The 21,867-nt window shown below is 51.1% G+C and carries 16 protein-coding genes; 10 read left to right on the top strand and 6 right to left on the bottom strand.

What is annotated here, in order from left to right; genetic code table 11:
* Positions 1-123: 123 nt before the first annotated feature.
* Positions 124-1,290, bottom strand: a complete 1,167-nt coding sequence (locus ACO0LK_RS12965; protein WP_422975660.1) for a pyridoxal phosphate-dependent aminotransferase — start codon at positions 1,288-1,290, stop codon at positions 124-126.
* 32 nt (positions 1,291-1,322) lie between these two features.
* Entirely contained in the window at positions 1,323-1,955 is a 633-nt protein-coding gene (gene upp, locus ACO0LK_RS12960) for a uracil phosphoribosyltransferase (RefSeq protein WP_186945450.1), read from the bottom strand.
* 203 nt (positions 1,956-2,158) lie between these two features.
* Between upp and ACO0LK_RS12955 the strand changes: the two genes are divergently transcribed.
* Together ACO0LK_RS12955 and ACO0LK_RS12950 are read left to right on the top strand one after the other, a co-directional pair.
* A complete protein-coding gene (locus tag ACO0LK_RS12955; RefSeq protein WP_422975658.1) occupies positions 2,159-7,759 on the top strand; it encodes a hypothetical protein in 5,601 nt (1,866 codons plus the stop codon).
* Positions 7,760-8,045: 286 nt separating this feature from the next.
* Positions 8,046-8,480 (top strand): hypothetical protein, encoded by a 435-nt coding sequence (locus tag ACO0LK_RS12950; protein ID WP_422975656.1) that lies wholly within the window; start codon positions 8,046-8,048, stop codon positions 8,478-8,480.
* A gap of 108 nt (positions 8,481-8,588) precedes the next feature.
* Here the strand turns inward: ACO0LK_RS12950 and ACO0LK_RS12945 are convergent, their stop codons facing one another.
* The gene (locus ACO0LK_RS12945; protein WP_422975654.1) at positions 8,589-9,887 is read right to left on the bottom strand and encodes an ATP-binding protein; all 1,299 of its coding nucleotides are present in this window, start codon (positions 9,885-9,887) and stop codon (positions 8,589-8,591) included.
* Positions 9,888-10,005: 118 nt separating this feature from the next.
* On the bottom strand, positions 10,006-10,773 hold the full coding sequence (gene ompR / locus ACO0LK_RS12940) for a two-component system response regulator OmpR (RefSeq protein ID WP_422975652.1): 768 nt from the start codon (positions 10,771-10,773) through the stop codon (positions 10,006-10,008).
* A 270-nt stretch (positions 10,774-11,043) separates the two neighbouring features.
* Here ompR and ACO0LK_RS12935 point away from each other — a divergent pair, with 270 nt between their 5' ends.
* Positions 11,044-11,418, top strand: coding sequence for a hypothetical protein (locus tag ACO0LK_RS12935; RefSeq protein ID WP_422975650.1), 375 nt, complete (start codon positions 11,044-11,046; stop codon positions 11,416-11,418).
* 72 nt (positions 11,419-11,490) lie between these two features.
* Here ACO0LK_RS12935 and smpB read toward each other — a convergent pair whose 3' ends face one another.
* Positions 11,491-11,940 (bottom strand): SsrA-binding protein SmpB, encoded by a 450-nt coding sequence (gene smpB / locus ACO0LK_RS12930; RefSeq protein WP_422975648.1) that lies wholly within the window; start codon positions 11,938-11,940, stop codon positions 11,491-11,493.
* Between the two features lie 111 nt (positions 11,941-12,051).
* On the opposite strand from smpB, the gene ACO0LK_RS12925 reads away from it, so the two are divergent.
* Both ACO0LK_RS12925 and ACO0LK_RS12920 read left to right on the top strand, forming a co-directional pair.
* Positions 12,052-12,483, top strand: coding sequence for a type II toxin-antitoxin system RatA family toxin (locus ACO0LK_RS12925; protein WP_422975882.1), 432 nt, complete (start codon positions 12,052-12,054; stop codon positions 12,481-12,483).
* Entirely contained in the window at positions 12,476-12,772 is a 297-nt protein-coding gene (locus ACO0LK_RS12920) for an RnfH family protein (RefSeq protein WP_422975646.1), read from the top strand. Before ACO0LK_RS12925 ends, ACO0LK_RS12920 begins: the two co-directional genes overlap by 8 nt.
* A 31-nt stretch (positions 12,773-12,803) precedes the next feature.
* On the opposite strand, the gene ACO0LK_RS12915 is transcribed toward ACO0LK_RS12920, so the two are convergent.
* Positions 12,804-13,304 carry a DUF4124 domain-containing protein gene (locus tag ACO0LK_RS12915; RefSeq protein ID WP_422975644.1) on the bottom strand — a complete coding sequence of 167 codons (501 nt, stop codon included), beginning with the start codon at positions 13,302-13,304 and terminating at the stop codon, positions 12,804-12,806.
* 105 nt (positions 13,305-13,409) lie between these two features.
* Between ACO0LK_RS12915 and guaB the strand changes: the two genes are divergently transcribed.
* From guaB to ACO0LK_RS12890, 5 genes are all read left to right on the top strand, one after another.
* A complete protein-coding gene (gene guaB, locus ACO0LK_RS12910; protein WP_422975642.1) occupies positions 13,410-14,870 on the top strand; it encodes an IMP dehydrogenase in 1,461 nt (486 codons plus the stop codon).
* A gap of 37 nt (positions 14,871-14,907) precedes the next feature.
* Positions 14,908-15,957 (top strand): GGDEF domain-containing protein, encoded by a 1,050-nt coding sequence (locus ACO0LK_RS12905; RefSeq protein ID WP_422975640.1) that lies wholly within the window; start codon positions 14,908-14,910, stop codon positions 15,955-15,957.
* Positions 15,958-15,960: 3 nt separating this feature from the next.
* Complete coding sequence (gene guaA / locus ACO0LK_RS12900; RefSeq protein WP_422975638.1) at positions 15,961-17,553, top strand: glutamine-hydrolyzing GMP synthase; 1,593 nt, start codon at positions 15,961-15,963, stop codon at positions 17,551-17,553.
* Positions 17,554-18,033: 480 nt separating this feature from the next.
* Positions 18,034-18,630 (top strand): hypothetical protein, encoded by a 597-nt coding sequence (locus ACO0LK_RS12895; protein WP_422975636.1) that lies wholly within the window; start codon positions 18,034-18,036, stop codon positions 18,628-18,630.
* 633 nt (positions 18,631-19,263) lie between these two features.
* Complete coding sequence (locus tag ACO0LK_RS12890; RefSeq protein WP_422975635.1) at positions 19,264-21,840, top strand: hypothetical protein; 2,577 nt, start codon at positions 19,264-19,266, stop codon at positions 21,838-21,840.
* Positions 21,841-21,867: the final 27 nt, after the last annotated feature.

Here is a 21,867-nt window from a genome sequence, read left to right as displayed (position 1 = left end):
GGGTAAGGGTAACTAAGCGCAGCGCAAAAAGCGGAATGTACGCTAGTACATGAGCATTTTGAGCAGCGCATGAGCCCCGCGTCGTCTCTGATTGCGCCCGCGCAGTAAGATCGTGAGCAGGTTTTAGAGCTTTTGCAGGCGTTGCAGGGCATCTTGCAGGGTGGAGTCCTGCTTGGCGAAGCAAAAACGCACGATGCCGGATTCCTTGCTCTGCTGATAAAACGCTGAGACCGGGATGGCAGCTACACCGATTTCGGTAGTCAGCCAGCGGGCAAAGTCCAGTTCCGGCATGTCCGATACAGCCGAATAATCGACACTTTGGAAATAAGTGCCCGCACAAGGCAGCAGGCGCAAGCTGCTGTTTGCCAGGCCGGCACGAAACAGGTCACGTTTTTTCTGGTAGAACGCCGACAGTTCCAGATACGGGGCAGGGTTGCCCATGTACTGCGCCAGACCTACCTGCATCGGTGTATTCACGCTGAATACATTGTACTGGTGTACCTTGCGAAATTCTGCCATCAACGCAGCCGGCGCGGCGACATAGCCTATCTTCCAGCCCGTCACATGATAGGTCTTGCCAAAGCTGGAAATGATATAACTGCGGGCCGCCAGTTCAGGGTAGCGTGACAGGGATTCATGACGCTGCCCGTCATACACCATGTGTTCATACACTTCATCTGAAGCAATCAAAACATTGGTATCGCGCACGATGTCTGTCAATGCAGCGATATCGCCAGCATTGAGCACGCTGCCGGTTGGGTTGTGCGGTGAATTCAGCATGATGAGGCGGGTTTTAATGCTGATCGCCGCTTTCACCTTGTCCCAGGGGATGCTGTAACCATTTTCATCCAGTTCCATGCTGACAAAAACCGGAATGCCGCCAGCCAGCCTGATCGAGGGCACATAGCTGTCGTAGGCTGGTTCGATGACAATGACTTCGTCACCGGCATGTACGCTGGCCAGCAATATCGTCAAAATACCCTGGGTGGCACCTGCTGTGACAGTGATTTCGCTGTTTGCATCATAGTCGTGCCCGTATACATCCAGAATCTTGCGGGCAATCTGTTCGCGCAACTGCGGCATGCCCGTCATTGGCGGGTACTGGTTAAAGTCTGCTGCCATGGCGGCGGCTACTGTTGCCGGCAATGCCGGGTCGCAGGCAAAGTCAGGGAAGCCCTGGCCCAGATTGACTGCCTTTTTTTCAGCGGCCAGCGCAGACATCACGGTGAAGATGGTGGTGCCCACTTCGGGCAGTTTGGATTCGGGAACGAAGCGGGCAATAGTCGTCATCAGTGAAAACAGTCAAAAACAGAAAGAGTCAATTACTTGGTACCGAACAGGCGATCACCTGCATCACCCAGACCAGGGACGATATAGCCATGTTCATTCAGGCAGTCATCTATCGATGCCGTGACAATGGCGACATCAGGATGGGCAGCCTGCATCACCTTGATACCTTCGGGGGCGGCCAGCAGACAGACGAATTTGATGCTGGTCGCGCCACGCAGCTTCAGGCGTGCAATGGCAGCAGCGGCAGAATTGCCAGTCGCCAGCATGGGGTCAACCACGATGACCAGGCGTTCTGCGATGTCTTCCGGCACTTTAAAGTAGTACTCGACCGGTTCCAGGGTTTCCGGGTCACGGTACAGGCCGATATGGCCAACGCGCGCATTTGGTAGCAAATCCAGCATGCCATCCAGGATACCGTTGCCGGCACGCAGTACCGAAATCACGCACAGCTTCTTGCCGCTGATGGTGGGGGCGTCAATGGTGGTGATAGGTGTTTCTATCTTGACCAGCTCGATAGGCAGGTCGCGTGTTACCTCATAGGCCAGCATCTGGCTGATTTCACGCAACAGGCGGCGGAAGTTATCCGTCGGCGTGTCTTTGCTGCGCATCAGTGACAATTTGTGTTGCACCAGCGGGTGTCTGATTTCGGTAACGTTTTCGTTCAAGATAATTCTCCGGCAATGTTAGGTTACCCGCTATTTTACGTCCCTCCAGCCTTAAGGGAAACGGATAAAACAAGAATTGAGGCGTTTTTCTACTTCTGCTCCGGTCATCATCAGTTTTTTCTTCATTGATAATTCAGGATAAGAAGTTCCGGCATGGCAGGGCCCGCGATGACGGCGAACGACTATCAAATCAGGAGTGCAGAATGGACAGCAATCAAGCCTTGTTAAATAAATTATCTTTGGGAGACTACTCCCTCGATCGCCATGGCGACCGTAAAGACGATTATTTGCCACCGGAAGAGGCCATCGAGTCCAATGTCCGCATTGACGTGAAAGGTATTCGTGAAGCCATTGCGCGGGTAGAAGCGGAGGCGCGTGCCACCGTTGCTGCCGAAACCAGACTGAAAGCAGAAACCCAGGCCCGGGCACTGGCAGAAACCAGGGCGCAGGCCGAAGCCGAAGCCGCTGAACTTGCGCAGCGCAAACTGGCACTGGAGCAGGAAGCCGCTGTCGGTACCCAGGCAAAACTGATGGCAGAGCGTCAATCGAATGCGGCCAGCCAGGCGCGTATCGCCGCCACCGCAGAAGAAACCAGGAACTTGCAGGAAAGGGCACAGATGGAAGCCCGTGCCCGTGAACAATCCGAACTGCGCACAAAAATGGAACAGCAGGCCATCGAAAAGGCCGAGAAACAATACAAGGCAGAATCCGAACTGGCTTCGCAGGCCCATGCCGAAGCACAAAAACTGGCAACACAAACCACGAATGCCAGGAACTGGGCAGCCGAACGTTTTGCCGCATCCCAATCTGCCCGCCAGCAGGCCGAAGAACGCGCCCGTGCCGATGCACGCATTACTGAACTGGCACGTGAGCGTGAAAAACAGGAAAGAGAAGCCCGTGAAACCTCGGAAATGCTGGCCAAGGTACGTAGCGAATCCCTGCAAGTCAGCAAGGAACGTGATCAGGCAGAAGCCATGGCGTTGGAATATGCCATCAATCGCGCTCCGGTCGAAGTGCGTGCCCGTGAAGATGCACTGACTCGTGTTGCGTTGGAGCAAGAGCAAGAAGCCATAGCCCATGCCCGCCTGGAATCTGAAAAAAGAGCGGCTGAAGCGATACAACTGCGCATGCAATCGGAAGAGGAGTTGCGTATCGCCGCAGCCCGTCGTGAACAGGCTGAAATGATTGCCGCAACCACAGCGCAAGCCCGACGCGATGCTGAAGACAGAATCCGTATGGTGACCGAATCCCGCATTCGTGCCGAGCGTGATCTGCAATCCACCGCCATGAGTCGTATAGAAAACGAGCAACAGGCTGCATTGCAAGCCCGTGCCCGCCAGGAAGCAGAAGCTGCCTTGTCCGAAGATGCGCGTCAGCGTCGCCTGGCAGAGAAAGAAGCGACAGAGATTGCCCGTCAGCGCGCAATTGAAGAGCAGCGTGCTTTCAATCTTGCCAAAGAAAGGGTGGAAATAGAACGTGTTGCCGTGCAGGAGGCCCGCGAGCAGGCGGATTCCGAGCAACAAGCCCTGAGTGCCAGTGCCTTCCAGGCAGAACTCTTGAAAAGAGCCAATCTGGCATCGGCAGAAAAAGCCAAAAAAGCCAAGGAATTGATGCTGGCTGAAAAAATGCGAGTAGACGCAGAGCAAAAAGCTGCGGCAGCCTTGCAGGAAAAACTTGATGCTGAACGTAAAAAGACGGAAGAAGCCGAAGCACTGGCAAAGGCCGATCAATCGCATGCCGAACTGCTGCGCTTGCAAGAGCAGGCAGAACATGCACGTCGTATAGCCCAGGAATCAGAATGTGTTGCAGAAAAACTGAGCCTGGAAAAAACCATGGAGCAGGTGGAATTGCAGCAAAAAATGGCGGCTGCTGCTGCCAGGAAAAATCACGATGCGACTGAGTGTCTGCGCGTCCAACAGCAACGCACTAATGATGAGGTGAAAGCGATGGAACTTCAGGAAGAAAAATTACAGGCAGAACGTCGCCGTGCCCAGGCAGTGCAGCAAGTGCTGAAAGCGACCCAGGAAAAACTGCTGCTGGAACAGGCAGCCGAGCAGGAAGCCGAAGCAAGGCTGCGCACCGAAGAAGAAGCCATGACAATCGCCATTGCCAAAGAGCAGGCAGAGCGCGAAGAAAGGCTGGCACTGGAAGCAACGCTGGAAGCAGAAAAATCTGCCTTGGAACAGACAGAATTGCAAAAAGAAACACAATGCAAGGCAGCCAAGGTCGCCTTGCTGAAAAGCCATCAGGCCACAGAAATGGCACGCGCCGAGCAAATGCATCTGGAAGCTGAAAAGCAGGCAGCAAGGGCTGCACAGGAAAAACTGGAAGCAGAAAAGTCCGCCGCCGAACAAGTTTTTGCCCGCGCCCATGCCGACCGTGAACACGTCAATGTCTTGAATGCTCGTCAGCAACAAGAAGCCGAAGCACGTGCCGCACGTCAGACCATGATTGCCGCAGAGCAAATTCGCCTGCAAAAAATGCAAGAGCATGCGGAGCTGCAAAAGCAATCTGCCGCCCTGGCGCAAAGCAAGGCTGTAGAAGCAGAAGAACTGGGCAAGACACTGAAACTGCGTGCCGAATCTGAACAAAAAGCCCTGACTCTGGTGCAAGAAAAACTGGAAGCAGAAAAACGCCTGACCCTGGAATTGCAAGCCAAGGCCGCCGTTGAGCAAGAACAGCGCGACCAGCATCTGGCCAGACTGCAATCCGAACAAGCCCTGCGTACTGCCATGGAAGCCAAGGTCGCAGAAGAGAAAAAGCTGCTGGAACAAAATAATGAACAGGCGAGGGCAGAGCAACAAGCTGCCACCGCAGCCGGTGCGCGAGTAAAGGCAGCCACGCAACTGGCAAAGCTGGAACAGGAAAAAGCCAAGTCCCAACAGCAGGCAGCACAGGCGCTGGAAGAACAAGCCCGGCTGGAAAAACAAAAGGCGGACGCTGCGCTGTCTGAAGCACAGGCAGCCACAGAAAAACTGGAATCAGAAAAAATCGCCGCTGCCGCAGCAACTGCCAGAGCAACCGCAGAGCAGCAACATGCCCAGGCCGCCGCTGTTCGTGCCAGGGCCGAGCAAGAAGCCAAAGAAATGGCTGCCGCCAAACTACAGGCTGAACAGGCATTGCAAGTGCAGGCACAAGCTTATGCCGCCAGCCAGCATCGTGCACATGAACTGGTGGTAGAAAAGAATCGTAAAGTTGCCGAACTGGATCAGGTATTGCAACAACGCCTGGCAGATGACCAGTCCTTGCTGGAAAACACAGAAGCAAAACTGCTGGCTGAGCAGGATGCACATCAGCAAGTGCAAAGCCGTCTGGCCAGCGAAACCGAAGCGCGCCAGTTTGCCGAAGCACGTGCCCGCGCAGAACAGATCATCCGTGCTGCAACTGAAGCGACACTGGCATCAGAAAAAGCCCTGTTCCAGGAACTGGCCGCCCATGCTGACGCACAAAAACTGGTGGCAGAATTACTGGCGCAACGTCTGCAACAAGAACAGGAATTATTGGCCACCCAGCAATTGCGTGCAGATGCCGAGCAAGCCGTACTTGCCAGCCTGACAGCCAAACAACAGGCAGAACTGGCCGCCGCTACCGAAGCACAAGCCCGTCTGGCCGCCGAACAGGAACAATGCAAACTGTTAGAAGCACGCAAGGCAGCCGAAGCGGAAGCCCGCCAACTGGCAGAAAAATTCAATGAAACAGAAAAACAATGGCTGGCACAATCGGCTGAAGAAGCGCTGATCAAACGCCAGGCTGCCGCTGCACTGGAAGAAAAATCTGCCCTGTTGCTGGAACTGAGCCGCGCCGGTCAAGAAAAAATCGCGACTGAACAAAAAATCAGCGCTGAATTGCAAGCCAAACTGGAACAGGAAGAAATCGCAGAAGTTGCCCTGCAAGCCAAGCTCGATACAGAACGTCAACTGGCAGAAGCCGCCGCAGCGCGTGCAACCAAAGAGCAAAAGGCGCTGGAAGCTGCATTGCGTATTGCGAACGCTGAACAGGCATTGCTGTCTCGCTCTATAGAACACGCCGAAGCCCAGCGCATGGCTGCCGAAGCCACAGAAACCAGATTGCGCGAAGCAGAAGCACTGACTGTTACTGAAAATCACCGCGCTGCCTGCGAGCTCGAAGCTCTGAGCCTGGTTCAGCAAAAACTGGCAACCGAACAAAAAGCAGCGCAAGAAGCTGAACAACGAAAACTGGCAGAACAGGAATATCTGAGCCTGTGCGAAATCCGCGCTAATGCTGAACAAGATGCGAATGTCGCCATCCAGGCCAGATTGCAAAGCGAAAAAGAAGCAGCGGAGCTGGCCAATGCACTGGCCGTGTCTGAACAGCAGGCAACTGAACTGGCACAGGCCCGTGCCATCGAGTTGTTTGAATTGCAGCAGGCAGAGCAGCAACGTGCCGCGCTGGAACAGCGTGAAATTATCACCATCCAGCAACAGAAACAGATAGAAATGGATAGCCTGCAACTGAAGCAGGAAGCCCTGCGCCTGATCGAAGACAAAATGGAAGCTGAACGTCTGATCATGATGGCGTCGGAAGAGCGCGTGCAACTGGAATCTGCGCTTGCAGAGCAAAGCGCACAAAGAGCCGAACAACTGATCATCGCCAACGCCATCGAACAGGAAAGACTGGCGCTGGAACGCGAAGTGGCTGCTGCCACCGCATTGCAAATCGCCGCTGATGAAGAAACACTCCCTGCATTGCGTGCAAAATTACTGGAAGAAAGCCAGATAGAAGCACTGGAAGCCCAAAGACTGGAACAAGAGCAGGCATTGGTAGCGGCCATTGCCGAACGTGTAGCGCAAGAACAGGCTTTGCAAGCGCAACTGGAACAACAACTGGCAGCGGAAGCAGCATTGCAGGAAGAGTTCCAGCGTCAGGTAGAAGCTGCACAGGCACAAACCCAGGCAAAAGAACAGGAATTGGCCGCCGCCAAAACCACACGCCTGGAGCAAGAACAAGCCTTGCAAGCGCAATTGGAACAACAACTGGCAGCGGAAGCTGAATTGCAACTGACATTGCAGGCAGAACTGCAACGTCAGGTAGAAACAGCACAGGCACAAACCCGGGCAAAAGAGCAAGCGCTGGCAATAGCGATGGCAAAACGCCTGGAAGAAGAGCAAGCCTTGCAGGCGCAACTGGATCTGCAAGTTGCAGCAGAACATGAGCTGCAAGCCATGTTGCAAGCCCGTGGTCAGGAAGAAGCACAGGCACAGGCATTGATCGCCCAGGCACTGGCATCTGCCAAAGCATGGCAAGAACAAAATGCTTTGCAAATCCAGCAGCATCAGGATGAATTGCAGGCAGAAGCAGAATTGGCCAAACAGACTCTGGAAGCGGAACATCAGGAGGCGGAACAACTTGCACAGGCATTGATCAGCAAACTGCTCAACAACAGACACCAGTCAGAAGAATGGCGTCAGCAAGTCGAGCAAATTCTGGCGACTGCACCAATTGACGTGGCATATGATGCACAGGCACAGCAACAGGAAGAAGTGCAAAAACGCTTCCGCCTGCGTCCATCAGTAATCGCTGGCCTGATACTGTGTGCCGGTATTGCCGGGTTTGCCGGTTTCAGCAATATCGGTATCGCTGGTACTGCTGCCAAAGCGGTAACACAGGCAGTGACGCAAAAGACTGCTGCTCTTGAACAGGTCGCTCCGGCAGCAAGTCAAAAACTGGAACCAGGCATGCACATGAGTTATGAACTGAGTACACCACAAACCGAAACACCGGCGCAGGCTGAAGAAAAAAGCAAGCCTGCTACCCAACTGGCTATGGTGACTGGTCGCATGTAATAAGCATGCAATAAACATATAAAGCGAAGATTAGTAAATCGATTCAGTAGTAATGAAAATCCCGGGCAACCGGGATTTTTTACATTCAGGGCAATGTGTTTTTAGTGTTCAGGGCATAGCCTGTCAGGATATTCGCAACAAGCAATTATTCTTTTGTGTCATTGGCTTTATGGCAATAAATTGCTCTACAATTGGTGATGTACAAAGTACACAAAAAAAAGAGAATTGCTGCCTTAAAAAACGCTACAACACGAATAAATCCCAATAAAAACATCTGCCCTTACCTATGAAACTCATCACGATTGCCATCGCTACCGCGATCTACTTCATTTCCCCTGCAGGTCATGCCTCGGCGCAACAAAAATGGAAAGCATGCATTGAACGACAACTAAAAACACCACGTGGCAAACTCCTGCAAAAGGAATTCGGACGAAACGACGTGGAACAATTTGTTCTTATGCATTGTGGCACCGCTCCCCTGAAAAAAACCAAGAATAACAAGAAGACGCTGAGGACCAAGGAGTGCGATGAAGTCTATCGGAATGCAAAGGAAAATACCTGCGAGCACCCGCTGGAAATGACTGGTGCTTCTTTCAGATTTTTTATGACATTAAATGGGGACGTGTTTAACGGAGATACTTATCTCAAAGTTTGTAAAGAGATGGAGGAGTCCGGAAACTACGACAGAGTCAAGTTCGGCAAGCAGTTATGTGGTGAGTAGGAGGTCTTCTTTGCACCCGTCATTAGCATCGTGTTAGCTATACAGGCAATACAATACGGCCTGGGGCTAACATGAAACGAATGTGCTTGCCTGCATGTGGGATGTATATCAGGTGTCTTTAGCTTCCTGTAAGGCAATCACGATGACAAAACCACCTTCCTGATGGTTGTAGATGCGTAACTTGCCACTGTGGCGTTTGATGATGCGGTCAACAATGGCGAGGCCCAGGCCAGAGCCATTGGCCTGGCTGCGTGAAGCATCACCACGGGTAAAAGGCTTCAGCAGGCGTACCAGGTCCTGTTCATCGACACCGGCTCCGTGGTCACGAAAACTGATCAGGATGCCGTGTTTGCGATCTTTACTTTTGCGTGAACACTGGATGTCCAGCGTGGTGATTGGTGTGTTTGTGGTCTTGCCATAGCGGCAGGCATTTTCTATCAGGTTATTGAATAGCCGCCTGATTTCTATCATGTTGCCACTGATGAACAGGTCTGGCGTGATGGCGGTACGCAGGCGCAGATACTGAAAGCGCGAGGCTTCATCGATGATCTGTTGCAAGACCTCGCTGAGGTTGATGGTTTCCAGCTCGACTTTATCCAGCGGTTTGGCGTAATCAAGAAACTGACCAATGATGGCATCCATCTGCTGTAGGTCAGACTGCATGCCATGCCTGGATTCTGAGCTCAGGTTGGCCATTTCGACTTCAAGTTGCATACGCGCCAGCGGCGTGCGCAAGTCGTGCGAGATACCCGCCAGAATGATGGTGCGGTCAGCTTCTATCCTGGCCAGATCTTCCATCATGGTGTTGAAGCTCTGATTGGTTTCGCGTATTTCTTTCGGGCCTTTTTGCGGCAAGGGTGGCGGCTGCTTACCCTTGGCGATGGCGCGTGCCGCATTGCTGAGACGCGACAGCGGGTCATTGATCAGTTTGGAAATGACAGCGGCACCCAGTAGCGTTAGAAACAGGGTTGCCATCGCCCAACTGAACAATTGCAGGCCGATAGGCGGGTCCAGCCGGTCTTGTTCCAGACGCAGCCAGTAGTGGTCGTCGTCGATATCAAAACTGATCCAGAAGCCACTGACGCCGTTCAGCTTGCTGGCAAAGCGCGTGTCTGGCCCCAGGCCTCTGAGCATGATGGCTTTGGATTCCAGGAAGAAGTTGGTGGCATCGGGTTCTTCGATGCGGTCATTGTCTTCCAGCAGGTAAATTTGCACGCCTTCCTTGTTGGCCAGGTCGGACAGCAATTGGTGTCGTTTCTCTGGCGCTGAGTGGGTCAGCGCTGCACGGGTAATGGTAACGATGGAAACAATCTGCGCTGCCATCTGCTGCGCCCTGGGCGTGGTTTCCAGGATGCGGAAATTGGTCATCCACGCCGTCATACTGGCGGTGACAAGCAGCGCCAGCATGAAGAAGGTGCGCCAAAACAATCCGCTCTTAAGCCACTCCAGGCTGTTCAAATAAGAGTGCATTCAGTTTTGGCTTAAAAACAACAGTAAAGAGTCAAATGAAAAAGAGATTTGTAGCTTAATGTGACTGACCATCCGGTATGAATACATAGCCCAGTCCCCATACGGTTTGTATGTAGAGGGGATTGCCCGGGTCGGGTTCGATCAGTTTGCGCAGACGCGAAATCTGGACATCCAGGCTACGGTCAAAGACTTCATACTCGCGACCTCTGGCCAGTTCCATCAGCTTTTCGCGCGATAGTGGTTGGCGTGCATGGCGTGCGAATACTTTCAATACCGAAAACTCACCAGTGGTGAGGGCGATGTTTTCATTCTGTTTTTTCAGGGTGCGGGTTCCCAGGTCCAGCACAAAATCACCAAAGGCGAAACTTTGCGGACCTTCGGAAGGTGCGCCTGGTAATTCATCCGGCGTTTTGCGGCGCAACACGGCATTGATGCGGGCGACCAGTTCACGCGGGCTAAAAGGCTTGGGCAGGTAATCATCCGCACCCATTTCCAGGCCGATGATGCGATCGACTTCTTCGCCCTTGGCGGTCAACATGATAATCGGTGTCTTGTCGCCTGCGCCGCGCAGGCGGCGGCAGATGGCCAGGCCATCTTCACCAGGCAACATCAGATCAAGTACCAGCATATCGTAACGCTCGCGTATCCACAATTTATTCATGGCCTGGGCGTTCTCTGCGCTGACCACCTGGAAGCCTTGTTCGGTCAGGTAGCGGCGCAATAAATCACGTAAGCGGAGATCATCGTCAACCACCAGAATTTTTGCTTTTGGGCTACTGGAGTTGGTATTTGTGGAGTCTGGTGTGGGTGTCGTATTGTTCATGTGAATATAGTACTGTCATCGAGTAGGCTTGCAAACACAGATACTTGTCTGGATTACAAACTGTTACATACTTTACGGAATACCACAGCGGAATTCTTGCAGCTATCGTAAACTGAATTCAGACAAATTGACTAGCATCAGATGCAAGTTTGGGAATAAAATTAGCATCCTTTTCTCTGGTGCTTTTTCCTGTTCCTTGTTGTGCATCAATTTTCTGTATTTTTAGTCGTTCAATTATTGGGCAATCGCTCTTGGTAAGCAAGCTAGGCAATGAATATACCGTACTTGAAAATTTCTGTCTTATTGTTGTCGCTGTCATTGACGGCGGGAGCTATGGCGGACAATGGCCGGGCCAACAATGGCGGTGGATTCTGGACGCGCTTTAATGCGGGTGATGCCCAGCGCAAAGATGAGCTTGCCCGCAAGGAAGAATTGCTCAACAAACAGCGCGAACGCCAGTTGAACAAGCAGCTTCACCAGAATCGTTTACTCGATAATTGCAGTGATGCGCAGCGTGATGGTGAGCATGCCTGTGGCCGCGCTGACAGTGCTCAAAAGGGCAATCGCCTGACCCCGGATGAGCGACGCGCCTTGCGTCGCCAGATACAGGATGCAGGGCATGAACTGTATGCCCCCATTCGTTGATTTAGCCAAATCATCCAGCCAAATCAACAGGTCAGTCAAACCAGATAAATCATCTAAATCAGCTAAATAATTTTAGCGACGATTCTGCTTCATGATTTTTTGTTGTTCGCGCTGCCAGTCTTTTTCTTTCTCTGTATCGCGTTTGTCATGCTGCTTTTTACCTTTGGCCAGGCCGATCTGACATTTGATGCGCCCCTTGCTGAAATGCAGGTTCAGCGGCACCATGGTGTAGCCAGAACGCTCAACTTTGCCTATCAGTTTGCTGATTTCCGCCGCATTTAACAATAATTTACGTGTTCGGACAGAATCAGGATGTATGTGGGTAGACGCCGTCGGCAGGGCACCAATATGGGCACCGAACAGAAAGATTTCGCCATTCTTGACGATGACATAGGCTTCTTTCAGCTGCGCGCGTCCGGCGCGTATGGCCTTGACTTCCCAGCCTTGCAGGACGACACCGGCTTCGTATTGTTCCTCGATAAAATAATCGTGGAATGCTTTTTTATTATCAGCAATGCTCATGTGGGATGAAAATAGGTGATTTCAGGATAAAGAAACAGTGGAATGCGTTTCGATCCCTGCAATGACTCGGTTAAAATGCGAACCTGTGATTCTACCAAATGGTTCTTCTTGATGGCAGTCGTGCATAAAACAGTTTTTGTGGCTTACAGTGCGGAGCAAATGTTTGCTCTGGTTGATGATGTCGAAAAATATCCGCAATTCCTGCCCTGGTGCGGCGAGGTGCGTGTCGTTGAACGTACTGATAATGAGCTGGTTGCCACCCTTGCCATTAATTATCATGGTATTAAGCAGCAGTTTACAACGAAAAACAATAATCAGCGTCCCCACCTGATGCAAATGAACCTGGTAGAGGGGCCTTTCAGGCAATTATCCGGTTGCTGGAAGTTCACTGAACTAAGGGTAGATGCCTGCAAAATCGAATTTGATCTCAATTATGAGTTTTCCAGCAAATTGCTGGAACATCTGATTGGCCCTGTATTTTCCAAGATTGCCAATAGCTTCGTCGATTCTTTCTGCACCCGTGCCGAGGCCTTGTATGGCTGACCAGGCGAACATGACGGTGCAGGTCTGCTATGCCAGCCCATCTACAGTCAGCCTGCTCGATGTGCAGGTAGATACCCAAGCCACCCTGATGCAGGTCATACAGCAAAGCGGCATCATCCAATTACATCCCGAGATGGATGTCAGTACCTTGAAAGTCGGCGTCTTTGGCAAACTGAAAACCATGGACGCCCATTTGCATCCAGGTGACAGGGTAGAAATTTACCGCCCCCTGGTTGCAGACCCTATGGAAGCACGACGCCGCCGCGCGAAAAAACAGACGAAGGTTTAAGCCCGCGTCTGGTATTTTGCGGATTGATAGCTTATTTGCAATCTGCCAGGGTTTTCTTGACGTCAGCCAATTCCTGATTGCGCTGGGTATCATCCATGAAATTGCGCTCACCATTCTTGTCTACATTAGCAACGCGAGCGCCAGATTCCAGGTTTTGCTGATAGGTGCGTGCACGTTCACAGTTTTTGGCCTTGGCGGCGGCAGACTGCTTTTCATCCTCTGCTTTTTTATCTTTTTCTGCCTGCTCGGCTTTGCGCTTGTTGTAATCTTCATTCTTGCTGGCGGTAGTCACCGGCTTTGTCAGCTTGCTTGCATCATCCGCGGCAGCAGACGCAGGCGCTGCATCGGCAGCCGGTGCCGGCTTGCCGCTCATATTCGGTGCTTTGATGATTTTATTCTTTGGCACTGAAATCGGAGGTGGTTTATCCGAGAATTGTTTGTTGCCTTTTTCATCCAGCCACACGTATTGTGCGTGAGCGGCGGCGCAGGCAAAAGCGAGAACGAAGGGTAGGGCAATACGTGAAATTGACATAAGCAGCTTTCTTAAAAAACACTTGATTATCCAAGAGTTTTACACGTAGCAAGACGATTCCGCAAGTTTTCTGTATAATTCGCTTTTGCGCCTATAGGAAATGCTATGCGTTTACTTCAAAAAGCACTCACGTTCGATGACGTGCTACTCGTCCCTGCATATTCGGACATACTCCCTAAAGATACCTCTCTTGCGACCAGATTGACGCGCAATATCAAGCTGAATATACCTCTGGTATCGGCTGCGATGGACACCGTCACAGAAGCGCGCCTGGCTATAGCCATGGCACAGGAAGGTGGTATCGGTATTATCCACAAGAACCTGACTGCCAAAGAGCAGGCTCGCGAAGTGGCCAAGGTGAAACGTTTTGAATCTGGTGTGTTGCGTGATCCCATCACCATCCCGCCCACTACCAGGATTCGTGATGTCATCGCCTTGTCCCAGCAGCATGGCATCAGCGGTTTTCCGGTCGTCGAAGGCAAAGTCGTGGTCGGTATTATCACTAACCGCGATTTGCGCTTTGAAGAAGAACTGGATGCCGAAGCACGTGCCAAAATGACACCGCGTGACAAGCTGGTGTTCGTCAAGGAAGGCGCCGATCTGGCAGAAGCCAAGCGCCTGATGAACAAACACAGACTGGAACGTGTCTTGGTTGTCAATGATGCATTTGAGCTGCGCGGACTGATCACCGTAAAAGATATTCAAAAGTCAACGGAGCATCCTTTTGCCTCCAAAGATGAACATGGCAAGCTGCGTGTTGGTGCTGCCGTCGGTGTAGGTGTCGATAATGAAGAGCGGATCGACCTGTTGGCCAAGGCTGGTGTGGACGTTATCGTGGTTGATACGGCACATGGCCATTCCAAAGGCGTGCTGGATCGCGTACGCTGGGTTAAAACCAATTACCCGCATATTGAAGTCATCGGCGGCAATATCGCCACGGCAGCCGCTGCGCTGGCGCTGGTAGAGCATGGCGCGGATGCGGTCAAGGTCGGCATCGGCCCAGGTTCTATTTGCACCACGCGTATCGTTGCCGGTGTTGGTGTGCCGCAGATTTCTGCCATTTCCAATGTAGCCAATGCACTCAAGGGTACCGGGGTTCCATGTATCGCTGACGGTGGTGTGCGTTTCTCTGGTGACGTGTCCAAGGCATTGGCTGCTGGCGCATCCACAGTAATGATGGGCAGCATGTTTGCCGGTACCGAAGAAGCGCCGGGCGAAGTCATCCTGTTCCAGGGCCGCAGCTATAAATCGTATCGTGGCATGGGTAGTCTGGGTGCAATGGCCGATGGCTCTGCTGACCGTTACTTCCAGGATGCAGCAAATAATGCTGACAAATTGGTGCCAGAAGGCATAGAAGGCCGTGTGCCTTATAAAGGCAGCGTGCTGGCTATTCTGTATCAACTGGTGGGCGGTGTGCGTTCTTCCATGGGATATTGTGGTTGTGCATCGATAGACGATTTGCATACCAAATCCGAATTCGTCGAAATCACATCAGCCGGTATGCGTGAATCGCATGTCCATGATGTGCAGATCACGAAAGAAGCGCCTAACTACCGGGCTGACTGATGCATATTCCCCGAATTGACGGAGCCAGGAGACGAGTATGTCATCGCCCCTAGATCGATCCAGTCCAACGACATCGGCGCGTGTCAATTCGGGATTCGAGCGTCTGGTATCTGAAAAAATTGATGTCCGTCTTGCACGCTTCGAGCGTCTGGGCATCAACATGTTCGGGGTTGCAAACTGTTTTGTCAGTTTAGGTAATCTGTCAAAGCGCTTTGATTTTGCCGAACGTTCCATCACCAGTGTCGAAGCCATGTTTTGTGATGCTTTCAACTTCACCGATGATTTGCTGGAAATTCATGACCTGCGTCTGCATGAAGAACTGGGCAAGCATGGGCTGGTGGTAGGTGCGCCATTTCTGCGGTTTTTTGCGGCCCATCCCATTTATGACTATACCGGCCATCTGATCGGTAGCATCATGCTGGTGGATTATGAGCCGCATACGCTGGGCGACGAAGAGCGACAGATTTTCAGCGACATCGCCGCTATGGTAGAGCGTGAACTGGCCTTTGATGCCCTGTACCTGAATCAACTGGAAGTCATCAAACAAAACCGCAGCCTCAAGCGCGATTCCCTGATCGACCCCTTGCTGGGAACCTGGAATAAAACTGCCATCATCCGTTCGCTCAAGATAGAAATGGAGCGCTGTGCCAAGGCAGAAAAACCCCTGGCCCTGCTGATCGCCAGACTGGATCAGATGGAAGATCTGCGCGAATCAGAAGGCATTGCCGTTACCGACATGATGCTGGTCAAGACTGTTAGCCGTGTCCGTTCCTGCGTGCGCCCGTTTGATGCCATGGGGCGTTTTGGCACTGACTTGCTGCTGGTGGTATTGCCCGGTGCATCGCATCTGGTGGTTACTGCCGTTGCAGAAAGAATTCGTTCTTCAGTCATGATGCACCCCGAAGTTGTGAATCACAAAGAAACCTCGCTGACCATCAGTGCAGGCACCGCCTGTACCGATTTATTTCCGGATGCAGAACCGGAAGCATTAATCAGCCTTGCAGAAAAAGCCCTGCTTTCAGCCAGAAATGCAGGAAACAATTGTGTTGTTCAGGCCAGGCCTGAACAACCTGACATGATAATTTGAGTTATGCATTCTAAAATTCTTATCCTTGATTTTGGTTCCCAGGTCACGCAACTGATCGCCCGTCGCGTACGTGATGCAGGTGTTTTTTCTGAAGTGCATCCGTATGACGTCAGCGATGAATTCATTCGCAACTATGGCGCTGCCGGCATCATCCTGTCTGGCGGCCCTAGCAGCGTGACAGAAGGCGATACCCCGCGCGCGCCTATGGCCGTGTTTGATGCCGGTGTGCCGGTACTGGGTATTTGTTACGGCATGCAGACCATGGCCGAACAACTGGGCGGCAAGGTTGAAAACGGTCATGTGCGTGAATTCGGTTACGCCGAAGTCCGTGCCCGTGGCCATACAGCCCTGTTCAAAGACATCAATGATTTTGTCACACCAGAAGGCCACGGCATGCTCAAGGTATGGATGAGCCATGGCGACAAGGTCAATGACATGCCGCCAGGCTTCAAACTGATGGCATCCACAGACAATTGCCCGATCGCGGCAATGGCAGATGAAGACCGTCGTTTTTACGCCGTACAATTCCATCCCGAAGTTACGCATACCCTGCAAGGCGAAGCCATACTTGGCCGTTTCGTGCACGAAATTTGCGGCTGCAAATCCGACTGGAACATGCCTGACTACATCTCCGAAGCAGTCGCTTCAATACGCGCCCAGGTGGGCGACGACGAAGTTATTCTTGGCCTGTCCGGCGGTGTCGACAGCAGCGTTGCCGCAGCCCTGATCCATCGCGCCATTGGCGACAAACTGACCTGTGTATTTGTTGATCACGGTCTGCTGCGCCTGGATGAAGGCAAGATGGTCATGGAAATGTTTGCCAACAACCTGGGTGTCAAAGTCATCCATGTTGATGCAACTGCCCAATTCATGGGCCACATGGCCGGCGTTACTGATCCGGAAGCCAAACGCAAGATCATAGGCCGCGAATTTGTCGAAGTCTTCCAGGTAGAATCCGGCAAACTGAGCAATGCCAAATGGCTGGCCCAGGGCACGATTTATCCTGACGTCATCGAAAGTGCCGGCAAAGGCAAAAAAGGCTCGCACACCATCAAGAGTCATCACAACGTTGGCGGCTTGCCAGATACCCTGAATCTGAAACTGCTGGAACCCCTGCGCGAATTGTTCAAGGACGAAGTACGCAAACTGGGCGTTGCCCTTGGCCTGCCGCACAGCATGGTATACCGTCATCCTTTCCCTGGCCCTGGCCTGGGCGTGCGTATTCTGGGTGAAGTGAAGAAAGAATTTGCCGACCTGCTGCGCCGTGCCGACGCCATCTTCATCGAAGAATTGCGTAGCAACTTCGTTGACCCGCATGCAGAAAAACCGCAAAGCTGGTACGACGCCACCAGCCAGGCCTTTGCCGTATTTTTGCCAGTCAAATCCGTCGGCGTGATGGGCGATGGCCGCACCTACGAATACGTCGTCGCCCTGCGCGCCGTACAAACCCAGGACTTCATGACCGCCCACTGGGCACACCTGCCGCATGAACTGCTGGGCAAAGTTTCCAACCGCATCATCAACGAAGTACGCGGCATCAACCGCGTCGTGTACGACATCTCAGGCAAACCGCCTGCGACGATTGAGTGGGAATGAGTTTGGGGCTGGCAGCAGCAGGCAACTGACAGCACGAAACACCCTGGAAGCCCGCGTTATTGCGGGCTTTTTGCGTTTTTGTCTAACGAGATTCAGTATCGAAATTGTGGTTAATGTTTTTACAATTAATAATATTTTGATATAATTTATATGCTATGTAGGACTTGCGTGAAAATGTACTAATCAGGCGCATGGTCGTAGTAAGTACGAATCTCTGACAAGCTAGCTCAATACTCCCGGGCAGTTTGCGTCGACCTTGCCGTATCTTAAATTCATGTGCTTTTTAACTTTACACATAATCATATGGCCTTATTTCGTAAATTCAGCTTGTCAATCCTCATTTGCTGCACATTCGCTTCTTGTGGAGGTGGCCAGGGTAGTGCGCCTATTGAGCCGGTGATCATAAAGGAACTGAATTCCAGTAATATCGATCGGGTTTTTGCAACTTACCTGCTGTAGCAATATCGCACGGTGAAGGAAATGCAGCTGCTTATTGATTTTCGTTTACTTGCGGACTGGTCGACACGGGCAACGAAAGCTTGTCCAAACGGCGGCACAATCAAAAATTATGCCTCCTTTCAATTCGAGTTTGATCAATGTGTGACCCCAAAGGGCATTATCTTTTCTGGCATGTTCGACAGTGACACCATTGGGATTATGTTCCAAAACAGTTTGATTTTTCAAAAGCTGAAATACCGCATGGCTGATGATACGCAGGATCAGGAATTAAACGGCAGCTACCTCAGTGGGCCTCGCGGCTTGGATAATTTCTCCTATACCTATCTCGGAAATGGGGTCACAAATACCTATTCGCGTACTTCGAATCAAACTCCCGGCACAGTTAAAATCGTGACGACCGAATTTAATCTTGAATTAACCGATGTCGATCAGCAAGGACTTGCTGTTCCTCATGTTATAGCAGCAAAGGATGGTTCAAACATCACAGTTACCCGCCTTGGAGACGGAAGTGCGCGGCTCGATTTGCGAAATAATGCCGGTGCGGCAATTGTCAGTACAAAGCAATACAGTGCCAATGAAGTCGCGAGTATTTTAGCCTCGGAACGCAAGTCCAAGTAAATATAAGGTTGAGCAAGGTGACTCACTCTGCACTGCCTCACAGGCAGCGCTCAGGGTAACGCCAACTCATGCTTTGGTTACAGTAAACAGGCGGCATGATTTGAAGAAAAATTAAAGCTCGTATCAGGATAAATTTTGTTGAACTACAAATTGTAAAGGTGTGGTGAGAATCTACTAGCCTCGCCATTAGTGGTATCTCATACAGGTAACAGCCAAAACAGATTTCTGGCTTTTGCTGAATCAATATAACGAATAACTTGACTTTACCTTTGTGGAAAAAGGTGAGTTTAATTTTGGTTTTGGCAAGATGGTGGATGGACTGGTGAATTTAGATCTGTTTCTGGTCGCCTTGAGTTATCCATTCATACGTCTGACACTTAAATTTAATCTTGCCATAATTAAATGCAAATTTAGTAATTTAATTCTTGTTTTATGATTAACTATCTCCTATGATGGTTTTTTAGACAAGGATGGTGAAAAATGAGCACTCCAACAACGTCGAATGTCCCTGGGTCGCCGGTAAACACTAGCGCAACGACCACACTGTTTAACTTCGTCACAATACGCGGGGTGCAGCGACGGTTGCCATCAGCGCACATCTACACGACAGTAAGTGCGCCGAAGAACTTTGTCATGGATAGCACCATCTCCTTGAAGTCGGTTTCAAGTGCGGCATCTGCCTTATCTGCATCCACTACGAAAACAGCCCGTTCAGCATCCAAAAGTGCGACGGATTTTGAAAAAAAATCCATCTACCTTCCCAATTTCGACAGTATTCAAACCGAGTATGGTCAATTTATTGAAATTGGCTTTGCACTCAAGCAATTGAGAACCAGCGCTCAGGCGTCCGAGTTGATGCAGCAAATATCGAAGATCAAGCCACTGGCAGAGAGGCTTTCCAGTCGGCTTTGGAATAATCTGATTTATCACGCGTTGAATGGTGGCGATGGGATGGTATATGACGCCCTTACTTCGGTTGCATTGGCCAACTATACCGTTGACTTGATGAGTGCCAGTAAAGAGCCACTACAATCCAGGAATGTATTGCGCTTGTCGACGGCGCGGATCGCCTTGCCTTCAAGCGTAATTGAGAATTTGCAAATCGCCATAAAAGAAAAAGCGGACGCGGCACAACAGATGGACATGGTCGATACAGGTATTAAAGGCGTGCGTGACACAACGCAGTTTGATCGGGTTGAGAAATCAAAAACAGCAGTGTTGATATCTAATGGATCCATTTGGTCATCCGGTGTTCCGCATGGCCCTTTGCCCACGAAACCGGATTGGGGCGTAGAAATTGCGATACGAGATAATCCCTTTCCAAACTTGCCTTGTTGCATGCAAATTCTTAACGTGGCGGAATACCGGCGGGCAGAACAAACTTTACTGCGCTATGAAGCGGGTGAAATCGCAGCAATTGTGAATGTTCTGCAAGGCGAGTATCAAGAGAGGGCTACTCGACGCTTGATACGGACCGAGGACTCTTTCTTGACGCATACCGAAAGCGAAACTACTCATGAGACGGATAATCAAAGCACCGATCGCTTTGAGATGGAGTCTGCAACAAAGAGAGAAACCGAGTCATCACTTGATGTCAAGTATAGCGGCAAGGTGTCTGGAAATTATGGGACGGTGAGCTTTGAGGTGGAAACTGGTGTTACGTCGCATAATGCGATTCATCAAGCGGATGAACAAGCAGTTAAAAAAACGAAGGAAATCACATCGCGTGCTTTGGATCGGGTAATCAATAAGGTCATTCAAGAGCAGCAAAGTAAGCGGACCGAAGAATTTGAAGACAGGTATACGCATGGGTACGACAATCGGGCCGGGAACGGTCACGTTGTTGGCAGTTATCGCTGGGTGAACAAAATATATAGTGCACAGGTATGGACGTATGGCCAACGTCTTTCTGTCAGCTTTGATGTGGATGAGCCTGCGCGCTTCTATAAATTCTCGCAAACGCAATCTCCCGGTTTGACTGAACTGATAAAACCGAATAAACCAACTGTGGCATCGCCATCCGATTTGACCGACAGCAATTATCTTTCAGCGGGGGCGTTGTACGGCCTTGAAATTTCTGCCCCACCCGCTGAATTCATTTATTTGTCGGAGTCTTACCACGACACCAATACCGATAACAATGCAGATTATGCTGCCCTTGATTTTTCTGGTGCGAGTAAGCCGATCGCGATTCCTGAAGGGTATACCGCGACGAAAGCAACTGTTATCGGGCCAGCTGGCAGCGGCGAAACGACTAACTTCTACTTTTCCCTGGCGATCGCTGGACAGTATCTGTCAGGTAGCAGTGGAAACATCACTTTTAATCCAGGTATTTCTAGCAATTTAACGGTATCTTATATTGTGCGTTCGCATAACTATTTTGTATCGGTTAAGGTGGAATGCAAGCGCACTGCAGAGGCGTTTAAAAATTGGCAGGCGAAGACTTTCTCCACCATCATGATGGCCTACCAAGCGCAACTGGATGACTACAACGCCAGGCTCGCAGAGGCAAAAGCGCAGGCTGGCAGTATTGTATACAGCGCGGACGATTACACTATTCGAAAAATCATTACCGATGAAATAAAAAAAGCCTGTCTGCGAATTTTAGGACCTGATGCAGACCTGCCACTCACCGGACAAGACGCCTTTCACCTGTGCCGCGAGCAGAAAATACCATTGAACCGGATAGAGTGCCCATTTTGCAAGGATGCACAACGCGCCATCTTGATGGACTCATATCTGGATTGGGATCTGATGATTACCAAATTCTATGAGTATTTTTATGCGGATACCTGCCGGTGGGCAGAATTGAGTGCTGCAAAAGGGAGCGATGCCGCAATGACGGCTTTCTTGCAGGCAGGATTTGCCAAAGTTACTGTGCCTATCGCAGAAGGAAAAGAGGCTGCATTTTTATACTATATGGTGACCGGGCACCTTTGGACAAGTGCTGCTGCTCCCACATTTAGCGACCCCACCATTCTGGATATGCTGGCTGAAATTCAGCCGTTGGACGCACCTATCAAGGTGGGCGCCCCATGGGAATTGAGTGTTCCAACGACATTGACCGTACTTGAGTGTGGTTCGAAATGCGTGGAAGATGTCAAGCTGCCGTTAATAGGTACCACCTGTCCAACTGTAAATGCGATGAATGGAAAAGATATAGTCTTGCCGACATCAGGAGTTGCCCCGACGGCGACTACATCACCATAATATGAGTCTGCCGCAGCCCCGGGCAGG

Source organism: Undibacterium sp. Ji49W (genome assembly GCF_049340205.1).
Lineage (GTDB): Bacteria > Pseudomonadota > Gammaproteobacteria > Burkholderiales > Burkholderiaceae_D > Undibacterium.
This window is presented reverse-complemented; position numbering and strand designations above follow the sequence as displayed.